This is a genomic window from Paenibacillus sp. FSL H7-0735 (assembly GCF_038008505.1).
In the GTDB taxonomy this organism is placed as follows: Bacteria; Bacillota; Bacilli; order Paenibacillales; family Paenibacillaceae; genus Paenibacillus_AQ; species Paenibacillus_AQ odorifer.
This window is the reverse complement of sequence record NZ_JBBOZH010000001.1, coordinates 1,955,385-1,968,276: the sequence shown is the minus strand read 5'-3', so window position 1 is coordinate 1,968,276 and position 12,892 is coordinate 1,955,385. Positions and strand designations below refer to the sequence as shown.

Here is a 12,892-nt window from a genome sequence, read left to right as displayed (position 1 = left end):
AAGGCACCTCTTTACTTCCCATAAAATGATCGCAACGCTACCAGCTCATCAATCCGATGCTGCGGCAATTCTCTCTCCCCGCCAATCATCCGGGTAATGAAGGTGAGCTTGGCCGTATACTCAAGCCGTTCCATATTCAGATATGCTTCCATAACATCTTCTCCCCAAGTAAGGGCTCCGTGATTCTCGAGCAGGACCGCAGTTTTTTTGCCCAGGAAAGGCATCAGTGAATCTGGAATTTCTTCCGTCGATGGTGTTCCATATTCCGCCAACGGAATATCTCCGATCATAATCACCGACTCTGGCATCATCATCTTGTCGAGCGCCTCACCTTTTATGGCAAATGCAGTAGCATACGGGGGATGTGCATGGACCACGCCCTTCATCTCTGGCAGCTCATTATAAATTCTTAGATGCATTTTTGCTTCCGTTGAGGGTCTGTAGCCTTCAGCAGCTTCAAGGACTTCACCTTGCAGATTCACTTTTACAAGCATATGAGGCTCTAAATATCCCTTACTCACCGCTCTGGGGGTAGTCAGAATTACATTCTCTGATAAGCGAGCAGAAATATTCCCATCATTAGCCGCGATAAAATCTTTATTAAACAGGTTTCTCCCGATATCACAAATCTGCAAACGTAATTTTTGTTCCAATGTATCCATAGGGTTTCTCTCCTCGTATCCTATTTTTCACAAACCTTCACCAAAGAAGGCTGATATGTCTTAAAGGCAAAAGATCTTTCCACTACCTGCTTGCCCTCGGAGATTTCCAATTCCCCTAGGGCAGCCAGTTGAATAATTATATTGCCAATTGCACTAGCTTCCACAGGCCCTGCTACAACTTTTCTCCCCGTAATATTAGCGGTAAGCTGACAGAGCAGTTCATTCTGAATCCCACCACCGACCATATGAATGATATTGATTTTTTTGCCGGTGATCTCTTCCATTTCGTTAATCGTATGGCGATAGGACTCTGCTAAGCTCTCAAGTATGACGCGAATAATCTCAGCTTTCGTGTAGGGGGCTTGCTGGCCTGTTCGTTCGCAATATTCTCTAATCCGTTGGGTCATCACACCGGGTGTACTAAACAGTTCATCATTCGGATCAATAATTGCTGGGGCATGATTTATGGTTTCAGCTAGCTCAACCATTTGGCCTTGGCTGACGTATTTTCCCGCTTCTGCCCAATTCCTTTGCAGCTCCTGCAAAATCCATAGTCCCGTTATATTTTTGAGCAAACGATTAGATTGGCCGTAACACTGCTCATTTGTGAATCCGTATTCATAGCTTTTCTCTGTAATGACAGCTTCAGGCGTCTCCATGCCCACTATCGACCATGTTCCACAGCTTATAAATGCTGCATTATCCTTAAGAGAATACGGAATGGAAGCTACTGCTGAAGCCGTATCATGAGAAGCACCCGCAATTACCTCCATTGGACCAACGCTAAGCTCCTCTTGTATTACCGGAAGGATAGGACCAATGACCGTCCCCGATTGAACCTGTTGTGGCACTAGGCTAACCGGGATACTAAGCCTGCTAAATACTTCAGTAGAGACTTCACCAGATACAGCGTCCATTAAGCCACTTGTACTCCAAATCGTGCTTTCTGCTGCCGCGATACCAGAGAACAAATAGTGGAACAGGTCTGGCATCATTAAAATAGTATCTGCGACCTCTAGCAGAGAATCATTATCCTGATAATCAGCAAACAGCTGATAAACCGTATTAATCAAGCTCGGTTGAATACCAGTAACGCTAAATTGCTCCCTTGGCGGAAGCAATACCTCCAACCCTAGACGATGACTTCCCATTCTCTTATCCCTATAATGATGGGGGGAATAGAGCAACATCCCTCTTTTATCAATAAAACCGTAATCGACTCCCCACGTATCCACGCTTAGAGACCTCAATTTTCCACGCGCCCTATAAGCTCTCTGGATTCCTTTTTTCATTTCGTGGAAGAGCTTCAAAACATCCCAATACAAATGCCCGCCAATATACACCGGGGTATTAGCAAACCGATGAATTTCTTCCATGCGAAGGGTGTTACCGTCATACAATCCCAACATCACTCTTCCGGAGCTGGCGCCAAGATCCATAGCCAGAAGCTTAATCGTATCACCCATTTCACGTACACCTGCTTCACAAGAAGATTTTAATATAGCGGTCCGAAATTCTGACAGGCTCTGTAATCTGCTCCTTCCAGATTCTCCGTCCCAAATAACGACCACACCCGTGGTCTGAAAATACGTGATTCCTCAACGTTATGCATACTTACTGGAATACGCAAAATCGACGCCAGCGTAATTAGATCCGCCCCGATATGGTCATAACTGATCGCCCCATGATTCGCGCCCCAATTATTCATGACATCATATACCGATTGGAATGAACCACTGTTAGTTAGCTTAGGAGCGAACCAGGTCGTCGGCCAGGTCGGATCTGTTCTTTGATCCAAAATATGATGAACCTCTTCAGGCAGCTCTACAGTGTAACCTTCAACAAGCTGAAGAACAGGTCCAAGCCCCTTCACCAGGTTCAAGCGAGCCATAGTAACCGGCATTCCGCCTTTGGTTAAATAATCGGTAGAGAAGCCGCCTCCTCGGAAATATTCTTGAGAAGCTGGCCGGAATTGTGTATTGCTTAGACAAGCCTCAGCCTCTTCGTCTGAAATCTCCCAAAACGGTTTGATTGCAGGCTTACCCTCTATCCTCTGCTCACCTGTGCCATCAAGCGCTGCCGAACCAGAGTTGATCAGATGCAGTATTCCGTGAGCTGCTTCTCCCTCCAATTGATGACCCGTCACTCGCTTAACGGCATCGGGACTCCAGAAGGTTCGGACATCAGCAAAAATTTGTGCTGTATTCGTAAGCAAATAATTGAACAACATCGTTACCCCATTCAGGCTGTCATTCTCTGTCGCTACGAGATAAGGTGCCCGTTTGCCGTTCCAGTCAAAAGAAGAATTCAACATCGTCTCCATGAAATCGCCGTTAGGGAAATGGTCCGTCCATTGTCTCTGGCCTTGGAAACCGCCAACAATTGCATTGTGGCCGTTAGCTTCCTCCTCAAAACCAAGCTCAGCGAGAACCGGATTGCCGATCATCAGGTCGCGGGCGATCAATGTCATTTTCACACAAGTCTCCCACTGCTTCTCTTTCTCTTCTGCACTGATTTGCAGATGCTGCGGATTATTATCAGCGCCAACTTGGCAGTTTTCTTTAGTCCAGGCAAGCGCCCGCTTAAATTCCTCTTTATCATAAATCTCTTCTTCAAAGCGCCGGACATATTCAGACATATCTATATATTCATTGCGCATGCCCAGATACTCTTGGAAAAATTGTTCATTCACAATGGAACCCGCAATCCCCATCGAAACAGAACCCATAGATAAATATGATTTCCCCTTCATTTGAGCAACTGCTAAGCCTGCTCTAGCAAACTGTAGCAATTTAGACTGCACATCCGCTGGAATCTCTTCACTGCTAGACTCTTGAACATCTTCACCATAGATACCAAACGCAGGAATTCCCTTTTGAGCATACGCAGAGAGAACAGCAGCTAGATACACAGCACCCGGCCGTTCCGTTCCGTTAAATCCCCACACGGCATGCGGAATGGATGAATCCATATCCATTGTCTCTGAGCCATAACACCAGCAAGGCGTCACGGTGATCGACACCCCTACGTTAGCCCCGGAGAATTTCTGAGCCGCCGCAGCAGCTTCTTTAACACCACCGATCGTAGAATCGGCGATGATGCACTCTACAGGACTCCCATTTGGATACCTTAAATTCGCTTCAATAAACTTAGCCACCCGCTGAGCCATGCCCATCGTTTGCTCTTCCAGTGATTCACGAACGCCTCTTCTTCTGCCATCAATGGTTGGGCGGATACCAATTTTCGGATAGTTTTCTATCAATGCCGTTCCTCCTCAAGATCATCTTAGAGTCATCGTTAATAGATCTATTTCTCCTTCATCATAAAATCTGCAAGCGCTTTAGTCAACACAAAACAACATATTACCTAAACAAAAGTGTGGTTTTATGTGATATAATTATTATATATTGTGGTTTTATGTGAATATGTAATTATTTTTAGATTTAAACAACAATGTAGTACACTAGAAAGCAGACGATTTATATATAAAGGTGAGTGAACGAATGAAAGCATTTGAACGACGGGATCTAATTATTAAAGAGCTTTACAGACAGAAGAAGGTCCATGTCGCAGAGCTAGCGCAAAAATTCAACGTCTCGGAAGAGACCATTCGGCGGGATCTAGATAAACTGGACAAAGAAGGTCTTGCCAAAAAAAATTATGGTGGAGCCATTCTCAACGCCCATACCAATGAAGATCCTTCCTATACCAGCAGGCATCAGGTCAATATTGAAGCGAAGCGAATCATAGCCGATAATGTACTGCAATTAATCAATGATGGAGACAGCTTGGTGACGGATACGAGCTCAACGGTGTTTGAAGCCTTGCGTAGAATTATTGAGGAGAAAAACAATCTGACAATTATTACGAACTCTCTGGTGGTATTATCTGAATTTCAACACTCCGGTCAAAAGCTGATTTCCACAGGTGGAATTTTAGGCCCCGAGACCAGCTCCTTTGTTGGAAATACCGCTTCACAGACAATTCGAAAATATAATGTGGATGTAGCCATATTCAGCTGTAAAGCATTGTCCATGACAGGCGGTCTAAGTGATTCAAATGAAGAAGAAAGCGAACTGAAGGTGCTTATGCAGCAGCAGGCGAATAAAGTGGTTCTGCTCGTAGATCACTCCAAATTTGACCGGACCGCGTTCATTAAGTTGTTCAGCTTTGATAGAGTGGATTATATCGTTACAGATCAGAAGCCTTCTGAGGAATGGATCGATTTCTTAAATAATTACCATGTATCTCTTATCTATGCGCCCGCTGAGTGATCAGTAGGTGCATAGATAAAGAGAGATAATGACTTTATAACTTAATTGTTTAAAAGACCACTTTCCAAAACGACCTTCAGCCATTCCCCAGCAATCAGATCATGCCCGGCAGTCGTCGGGTGAACGCCGTCCCACAGCCAATAGGCTGCCTCTGCTCTCTCTGCAGCTGCGTTGAAAGCATCCTGTAGAGGTACATAAACTGTATCAAATTGCTCAGACAGCTGCTTAACCACTCCCTGATAATGTGTAATCTTCGCTTCCCATTCTGTCCACTGTTCAGCTGGAGCTCCGGTATTTAAAATAAAAGGCTCACATAAAACCAGCTTCGTATGTGGCAGAACTTCACGTGTTTCTTCAAGTACGTGACGGTAAGCGCGTTCAAAACGGTCCGTAACTCCACTTGGTTCCCCTTTCATCATTCTCCAAATATCGTTTACCCCAATCAATATACTAATGATGTCAGGCTGCAAGCTAATTGCATCTTCATTCCAGCGTGCATATAAATCGGAGATTCGATCTCCACTCACTCCGCGGTTATAGAATACCAGATTTTCTTCTGCCCGCTCATTCCCTAGCTTGCCTCCGATGATATACGCATAGCTATGTCCAAGAATATGATTCGGGTCTTCATCACGACCTCGATTCCCATCCGTAATGGAGTCACCCTGAAATAAGATCACTTTTGATTTTTTAGTAGCTGGATTAGTCATTGAATCTTTCATCTCCTTGATTACTAGTATATTAATCATTCAACTTGAATGTCTCCTATAATACAAGTAAAGTTATCATATAGAATACAAGGAGGAAAGAGAAAAATGAAATATAGAAGACTAGGCAATTCAGGGCTCAAAATCAGTGAGATCGGACTAGGCAGTTGGCTTACATATGGAACCGCAGCAGAGCAAAAGGCAGCCGATGCTTGTATAAGCAAAGCTTTTGAATGCGGTATCAATTTCTTTGATACGGCTAATGCATATAACCGTGGCGAAGGCGAAAAAGCGATGGGTGCTGCTCTACGTTCCTATGAAAGATCATCTTATGTGCTAAGCACAAAGGTCTTTTTCCCCATGGGAGACGATGTTAATAATCGTGGCTTGTCCCGCAAGCACATTATGGAGCAATGCGAGGCCAGCCTCCGCCGCTTAGGCACTGATTATATTGATGTATATTATTGTCATCGCTTCGATACAGAGACCCCTGTAGAGGAGACTCTACGCGCACTGGATGATCTCACAGCTCAAGGCAAGATTCTCTACTCCGCTGTTAGCGAATGGAGCGCAGCCCAAATCTCTAATGCTGCTGGTATCAGCCGCAGACTGAATCTGCGTCCACTGATCTCCAATCAACCCATCTATAATATGTTCGAACGTTATATTGAAGACGAGGTCCTTGAAGTATCCCAGCGTGAGGGGTTGGGCCAAGTGGTCTTCTCTCCACTGGCGCAAGGAATTCTGACTGGCAAATATAAACCGGGACAACAACCTCCAGCAGGAACCCGTGCTGCGGATAATTCAGTTAATGGTGTAATCTCCAGCTACCTCCGTGATGATGTGTTGTCTGTGGTTGGACAGCTGGTTGAACTCGCTCACAGTTTAGACCTGAAGCTGTCGCAATTGGCATTGGCTTGGATCCTGCGCCAGCCTGGTGTAAGTTCAGCATTAATTGGTGCCAGTAAGCCAGAACAAGTTGCAGAAAACGCCAAAGCTGTAGATGCGGTACTCTCCGCTGATACTTTACAGCAGATCGAGGAGATTCTTAAGCCAGTAGCTGATTTTGCTCCTGCAAGATAACCTATTGCACACTTGCCATATAGTACACAAAAGAGGTTGTGCCAAAAGCCATCACCATGGCTTAGGCACATCCTCTTTTTCTTTAAGAAATCAATTTAGACTCTTCGGCTTGTTCAGAAGCCTTATGGATAAAAGGCTCCAGTGATTTCTTGAGGAGTAATGCCAGCAAGAGTGCCAGCACACCGAAGATAATCAGATAGATCACATCACGAATCGCCACTTCTGGCAGAATTCCCCCAACCGCCTCCCGCATCAGACTAATTGCATAGGTAAACGGCATATACGGATTTAATATTTGAAAAAAACGCCCTGTCGTACTAATCGGAAATGTACCGCCGGAGCTAGAGAATTGAAGCACCATGAACACGATCGCTATTCCTTTTCCCAGGTTGCCAAATACAGCGACAAGCGTAAATACAATGGTTACGAACACGATGCTGATTAACACTCCAAAAAGTACAAACCACACCTTATTCACCACATAACAGTGCAGAATAAAAATGTTGCCAAGGACAGCCACCAGCCCCTGAAGAATTCCCACCGTAAGGAAGGTCAGCAGGCGGCCAAAATACAATTGATATCTTTTGTACGTTAGCCCACCCGTATCCACACCTGTGCGGAGAAGGGAGACAAGCAGTGTGCCTCCGACCCATAAGGAAAGTACCACATAAAAAGGAGTCATTGCCGAGCCATAATTCGGAATGGGATATAACTTATTCTCTTTTAACACTACCGGATTGGCCAAAAAATCACTTTTGCTCTTAATATCTCCTCCGAGCAGTTGTGCAATCTCCCCCAGATCAATTTCCTCTTTAATTTGGCGGATCGTGGAAGCGGCTTTTCGAATCGAGTCTTCCAGTACTGGAAGATCATTTCTCACCAAATCTGCGGCAAGCGCCACTCCTTTATCCGCACGGGGGAGTCCTGTACGAATCAACTCCGAGACCTGATGAACCCGCTCTTCTACAGTAGGCAGATCCTGACGCACGAAGTTCGCAGCTTGCTGTATCTTTTCCCCTGCAGTAGGCAAGCTACTCTCCAATAGCGGAAGTGTATCTCGGATGAAGGCACCAAAGCCCTGGGTCTGATCGGCAACCCCACTGGCTGCTGTGTGGACCGCTTCGCGTATAGCTGGCAAATCCTGCTGCAGACTAGCTAAGCTTGTCTGCCCAAACTCAATCGCCGACACTGTCTCTTCCAGCAGGGTACCCAGCGCGGGTAAGCGATCTGGCACCTGCTGCAATGCGGTGGCTGTGACATCTGCCGCCGAAGTTATTTGCTCCAGTGTATTTTTTATGGCAGGGATTGTCGACGAATCATACCCTGAGATAAGCTTCGCAATCGCCAGCTTCCCAAGACCAGACTTTAGGAACAATTGGTTAATTGCACTGGAATCAGCGTTATCCTTATTCTGAACGTCAGCCGCCATAGCATTTACCAAGGACTTCTGACTGTTCAAAACACTGTCTACACCTTTCAATGCTGCAAGATCAGCAATAGACACTGTTTCAGGTGAAAATGTGTTCAATGCATTTAACATAGAAAGTGTGTGTTCAATCACGCTGCTTCCTGCAGCCAACTGTGCTGAGAGCACCTCCAGCTGCTCACGTACAGCTTGCGGCTCGTTATCCTCTCCCTTTAACTGTTCAGCAAGCTTGACCACTGAGTTCTCCGTTTGCTGTAGGAGATTAAGATTCTGTTTGATAGCTGCTGGAACAGCTTCAAATGCAGCACTGCTCTTCTCCAAAAATTGTTGAAGCTCCAGAACAAAATCATTTCCGGCAGTGGCAATCTTTTCTGCCTCAGGCAGCGCTGTTAAGGCAGCATTAACGATCTTATGCGCTTCCGTAAGACCTTGCGAGGCCTGAGCCATGATCTGTTCAACTTCACCATAATGGTTATCAAGTTGAACGATTAGCTGTGCCGCTTCTTCAATCTTGGGCAGCTTGTCCTGTAGCCCTCCTAAATGATCTAAGGCACTCGCGATTTGCGGCCAATGCTCAGCAATTTTCTCTAAAGCCTCACCCGCTTTTTCCACCTCTGGCAGCTTATTCTCCAATGTGGAAATACGCTCTGCTGAAGCATGAATCTGCGGCCAATTTTCCTGAATTTTCAATACACGTTTACCTGCGGTTTCAATTTCTGGCAGGCTCGCCTCTAATTTAAACAATCCTTTTTCTACCTTGCGTATAATGGGCAATTCAGATTGAAATTCCTTATCGATTTGACTTAAAACAGTAAATACCGTCTCACTAATCGTTTCCGTGAAATTCTCACTGATCTGTGTGGTGATTGAAGTGGCGCCCTTATCCGTGATTTTAGGAGCAATCGCATTTATTTTCTCATTGACGGTATATTCGATCTCTGGTTTCACAATCGTTCCTTCAAGAATTCCAGTCATTCGTTTGGAGAAATTAGCAGGGATAACAATACTGGCATAGTAGTCTCCGCGTTTGACACCATTATGTGCAGTCTCTGCATCTACAAAGGTCCAGCCCAGGTTTTTATTGCTCCGAAGACTTTCCATGACCTCATTCCCGATATTAAAATCCTTCTCCTGTACCTTAGTACCTTCATCTAAGCTGGTAACTGCAATTTTAATGCCAGAAGTATTGCTATAAGGATCCCATACTGACGCAACGTTCACCCAATCATACACGGAGGGCAATACCACCAAAGCGGCAACCAGCAATACGGCCACAGGAACTCTGAATAAGTTACGCCAATCGTTCCTATAAATCCGTAGTATTCCGCCCATTCGCTGCTCCCCCTAATCTGCATGTTTTGATATTTTAATATGCCCGAGGAGATAAGCTTTTACTATTCATTTTAGGGAACTCGTGACTTCTCATTGCTTTTTAAAAAAACTTTTAAAAAAATGCAACAAAAACTGCTCATTTCACGTAAAGAGTAATATATAACCCGTTTAAGAAAAAACGGAGCGGGTAATAAGTTTTATACAACGTCTTACATATCTCAAGGGGGAGATTAATAATGTTTAAGAAAAAGTCAGCGTATGTGTTACCGGTTGTTGTTCTGTTGTTTCTTTCCCTCATTACTTCTGCAAGTACCGTTGGAACACGGGTAGATGCGCAAGATAGTGACAAGACCCAGCATCAAACAGTTTACTTTCATACTATTGAATCCGACCATGGCAAGCTCTCCGGTACGACCGATGAAATAAACTGGTATCAGGGTGCTGATGCCGATCGAATCTTTGCTGAAAGAGATCCAGAAGCTGCAGCAGAAATCGGCGGAGCTCCAGACAGTTATTATATTGTAAATGATGTTGATACTCTAACAACTTATCCGATAGCGGATAACGCCACAGTGACGATGCAAATTTTTGATCACACTGGCAACATGGAAGACTTGGATATCAACTGGAATGAGTCCATCACCTTACAGCAATTTATGGATCAATTTAATAATACGGATGTCATCGACTTGAGCCAGTTCCCGTATCACATCACCATTCAGGACGGCGTAATTACTTCGATCGTTCAACAATATATACCTTAAGGTGCAACATAAGAAAGAGGGTTACTCAGCAGCCATCTACATGGCTTATGAGTAACCCTCTTTTTTATATACTCAACGAATTATTGTTTAGCAGCATCCTTAACGGGAACCCCAAAATTCGGCGTACCATCTTCATTCCAATGGAAGACTTGAGCACGAGTATGACGGTTCGGATCATACAGCGGATCGCCAGTAATTTCTTTATAATTGCGGCAGTGGTAGATGAGTACATCTTCCCCATTTTCATTTACAGTAAAACTGTTATGACCTGGACCATATTGTCCATTCTCTTCGTGGGTCTGGAATACCGGTTCCGGCAGTTTGGTCCATGAAGCGGCGTCCAGCAGATCGCTGTCTTCATCCGCAACCAAAAGTCCCATGCAGTAATTGAAATCCGTAGCGCTAGCCGAGAAGCTGATAAAGATACGGCCGTTACGTTTAAGCACTGCAGCTCCTTCGTTTACCTTGTACCCAATAATTTCCCAGTCATATTCAGGAGTAGCAATCATCGTCTGAGGACCCGTTAGCGTCCATGGATTACTCATTTCAGAAATATACAGATTAGAATTCCCCTCAATATTCAGGTCCTTCTGTGCCCATACATAATACAATTTTCCTTTGTGCTGGAAGGTGGTTGCATCCAAAGCGAAGGATTCCCAAGCGGTTTTCACCTGGCCTTTTTCTACCCATGTTCCTTCTAAAGGATTGGCAGATTCATTCTCAAGAGCAAACATACGGTGATCGAATAATCCATCCTTCGTCTCCGTAGTACGCGCCGCTGCGAAATAAATGTACCATTTCCCGTCAATATAATGGAGCTCTGGTGCCCAAATGTTTGCACTAAGCGGACCCGTCTCATATTTACGCCAAGCTACAGCCGGTTCTGCAGCAGCCAATCCCTCGATTGTTGTTGCTCTCCGCACTTCGATCCGGTCGTATTCTGGGACAGAAGCAATAAAGTAGTAATAACCATCTGTATGTTTATATACCCATGGATCAGCACGCTGCTCCACCAATGGATTTTTATATTCTACACTCGTATTCATAATCTCTCTCCTCTATTTAAACTTTAACAATACAGAACCATGCTGTGGAAGAGTTTGAGAAATACCTTCGTTAACTACTTCCAAATCGCGGCTCTGCCATAGATCACGTATAGTACTAGGAATTGAAACATTAAGCTGCTCGAATGATACCTGAAGCGTTAATGTTTCATCGCTAAGATTAAACAAAGCTACATAATGGTTACCTTGTTCATCCTCAGATGTCCAGATCGCATGCTCCTCATTTAGCGCTACCTGTCTGCCGCCTTTACCATAACGATGCAGATGAAGCACTTCCTTATTGGTCAATAAAGATAATGTCCAATCATCATTGTCCCGAAGTTCTCCTCCAAACATTAACGGGGAGCGGAAAATACTCCACAGTGTCATCATGGTGACCTGCTCGTCATGAGTAAACCGCGTGAACCGGTCTCCCCCGCCATCTACAGAACGAATGCCCAGATGACCTAACGGCAGCATGTCACAATCCGGCCAATGGCCCGGCTGAACATAAGGAGCCCATTTCTCACAGCGCTCAAACATCCCGCGCAGCAGATGCCAATGATCCCAGTAATCATCGGTCATTCTCCAAAGGTTAGCGTGTCCGGCTAAGTGTTCAGCCTCTTCCACTGGAGCAGGTCCAGGCGAAAGACTGAGCACCATCTCGCGACCACTGCGGTCAATAGCCTTACGGATCATAGCAACTTCTTCTTTGTGGTATCCATAAATGCGAGAAGCGGCAATATCATCCACTTTCACATAATCCACACCCCAACTGGCATACAACTGGAACAGCGAGTCATAATACGCCTGACTGCCTTCTTTTGAAGCATCTACTCCATACATGTCCGTATTCCATGGACAAATAGAATTTGGGTGAGCCACATCGCGTGCGGTTTGCTCAGATCCTAGTATGGCACTGGCCGCATGAGCAGCCTGACGCGGAATTCCGCGCATAATGTGTATACCGAATTTCAAACCCAATCCATGCACATATTCAGCGAGTGGCGCAAACCCTTTGCCTCCCGCTGCGGAAGGAAACCGATTCTCAGCAGGTTGAAGTCTGGAGTACTCATCCATAACCAGCGGTACAAAGTTGCGATACTGCGAAGAATTCGCTCCAGGCTCATACCACTGAATATCCACAACTACATATTCCCAACCAAAGTCCTTCAAATGGGTAGCCATATATTCTGCGTTGCCTCTTACTTCTTCTTCATTTACACTGGCTCCGTAACAGTCCCAACTATTCCAGCCCATCGGGGGCGTAGCAGCTAACAAATTTTGTTTGATGATTTTCACGTCCTTTTCAAAAACTTAGTATTCACTCCCAGCGAGGTGCCGAGGGATAAGGGCAAGTAGAGTCCTGTAGTCTTGTTCTCACCTCTACGAGGCAGCCACAATAACGGCAAGTGCTACCAAATTGCAGGCCAGAGCAATCTCGGCAATGTTCAATACGCTGCAAATATTGCTCCTCCGGCGCTAAGGGTCTTTCTCTAGTGGCTATTTCTATTAAACGCTCCAGTTTTTCTGGGCTTATTCTCATGTTCTCATCACAGCTTTTGCAGCGACGGTTTTTTTCTTGATTCTCTGACATGATA

The 12,892-nt window shown here is 45.1% G+C and carries 11 protein-coding genes; 3 read left to right on the top strand and 8 right to left on the bottom strand.

Annotated elements, in window-relative coordinates:
- Window positions 1-11: 11 nt before the first annotated feature.
- The 3 genes from NSS82_RS08880 to NSS82_RS08870 are packed head-to-tail and all read right to left on the bottom strand — an operon-like array spanning window position 12 to window position 3,921.
- Complete coding sequence (locus tag NSS82_RS08880) at window positions 12-662, bottom strand: class II aldolase/adducin family protein (RefSeq protein WP_038569477.1); 651 nt, start codon at window positions 660-662, stop codon at window positions 12-14.
- Window positions 663-682: 20 nt separating this feature from the next.
- Entirely contained in the window at window positions 683-2,128 is a 1,446-nt protein-coding gene (locus NSS82_RS08875; RefSeq protein WP_076106149.1) for a rhamnulokinase, read from the bottom strand.
- 29 nt (window positions 2,129-2,157) lie between these two features.
- The gene (locus NSS82_RS08870; RefSeq protein WP_051490888.1) at window positions 2,158-3,921 is read right to left on the bottom strand and encodes an L-fucose isomerase; all 1,764 of its coding nucleotides are present in this window, start codon (window positions 3,919-3,921) and stop codon (window positions 2,158-2,160) included.
- A 244-nt stretch (window positions 3,922-4,165) separates the two neighbouring features.
- On the opposite strand from NSS82_RS08870, the gene NSS82_RS08865 reads away from it, so the two are divergent.
- A complete protein-coding gene (locus NSS82_RS08865; protein ID WP_036675683.1) occupies window positions 4,166-4,936 on the top strand; it encodes a DeoR/GlpR family DNA-binding transcription regulator in 771 nt (256 codons plus the stop codon).
- 41 nt (window positions 4,937-4,977) lie between these two features.
- Here NSS82_RS08865 and NSS82_RS08860 read toward each other — a convergent pair whose 3' ends face one another.
- Entirely contained in the window at window positions 4,978-5,685 is a 708-nt protein-coding gene (locus NSS82_RS08860) for an SGNH/GDSL hydrolase family protein (protein WP_051490864.1), read from the bottom strand.
- A 66-nt stretch (window positions 5,686-5,751) separates the two neighbouring features.
- Between NSS82_RS08860 and NSS82_RS08855 the strand changes: the two genes are divergently transcribed.
- On the top strand, window positions 5,752-6,726 hold the full coding sequence (locus NSS82_RS08855; protein WP_036675684.1) for an aldo/keto reductase family protein: 975 nt from the start codon (window positions 5,752-5,754) through the stop codon (window positions 6,724-6,726).
- Window positions 6,727-6,808: 82 nt separating this feature from the next.
- Here the strand turns inward: NSS82_RS08855 and NSS82_RS08850 are convergent, their stop codons facing one another.
- A complete protein-coding gene (locus tag NSS82_RS08850; protein WP_076106146.1) occupies window positions 6,809-9,484 on the bottom strand; it encodes a YhgE/Pip domain-containing protein in 2,676 nt (891 codons plus the stop codon).
- 236 nt (window positions 9,485-9,720) lie between these two features.
- Between NSS82_RS08850 and NSS82_RS08845 the strand changes: the two genes are divergently transcribed.
- Window positions 9,721-10,248: a hypothetical protein gene (locus NSS82_RS08845; protein WP_038569473.1), complete on the top strand. Its 528-nt coding sequence runs from the start codon at window positions 9,721-9,723 to the stop codon at window positions 10,246-10,248.
- A gap of 80 nt (window positions 10,249-10,328) precedes the next feature.
- Here NSS82_RS08845 and NSS82_RS08840 read toward each other — a convergent pair whose 3' ends face one another.
- Genes NSS82_RS08840 through NSS82_RS08830 form a run of 3 tightly spaced genes read right to left on the bottom strand, consistent with a single transcriptional unit; the run spans window position 10,329 to window position 12,888 of the window.
- Entirely contained in the window at window positions 10,329-11,294 is a 966-nt protein-coding gene (locus tag NSS82_RS08840) for a glycoside hydrolase family 43 protein (protein ID WP_036675689.1), read from the bottom strand.
- Between the two features lie 12 nt (window positions 11,295-11,306).
- Window positions 11,307-12,584: a glycoside hydrolase family 27 protein gene (locus tag NSS82_RS08835; RefSeq protein ID WP_076106163.1), complete on the bottom strand. Its 1,278-nt coding sequence runs from the start codon at window positions 12,582-12,584 to the stop codon at window positions 11,307-11,309.
- Between the two features lie 31 nt (window positions 12,585-12,615).
- Complete coding sequence (locus NSS82_RS08830; protein WP_076106144.1) at window positions 12,616-12,888, bottom strand: DUF6171 family protein; 273 nt, start codon at window positions 12,886-12,888, stop codon at window positions 12,616-12,618.
- Window positions 12,889-12,892 lie beyond the last annotated feature (4 nt).

Coding starts and splice junctions, on each gene's coding strand:
- NSS82_RS08830 (WP_076106144.1), bottom strand. CDS start 12,888: ATGTCAGAGAATCAAGAAAAAAACCGTCGCTGCAAAAGCTGTGATGAG.
- NSS82_RS08845 (WP_038569473.1), top strand. CDS start 9,721: ATGTTTAAGAAAAAGTCAGCGTATGTGTTACCGGTTGTTGTTCTGTTG.
- NSS82_RS08860 (WP_051490864.1), bottom strand. CDS start 5,685: ATGATTAATATACTAGTAATCAAGGAGATGAAAGATTCAATGACTAAT.
- NSS82_RS08850 (WP_076106146.1), bottom strand. CDS start 9,484: ATGGGCGGAATACTACGGATTTATAGGAACGATTGGCGTAACTTATTC.
- NSS82_RS08880 (WP_038569477.1), bottom strand. CDS start 662: ATGGATACATTGGAACAAAAATTACGTTTGCAGATTTGTGATATCGGG.
- NSS82_RS08875 (WP_076106149.1), bottom strand. CDS start 2,128: ATGGGTGATACGATTAAGCTTCTGGCTATGGATCTTGGCGCCAGCTCC.
- NSS82_RS08840 (WP_036675689.1), bottom strand. CDS start 11,294: ATGAATACGAGTGTAGAATATAAAAATCCATTGGTGGAGCAGCGTGCT.
- NSS82_RS08855 (WP_036675684.1), top strand. CDS start 5,752: ATGAAATATAGAAGACTAGGCAATTCAGGGCTCAAAATCAGTGAGATC.
- NSS82_RS08865 (WP_036675683.1), top strand. CDS start 4,166: ATGAAAGCATTTGAACGACGGGATCTAATTATTAAAGAGCTTTACAGA.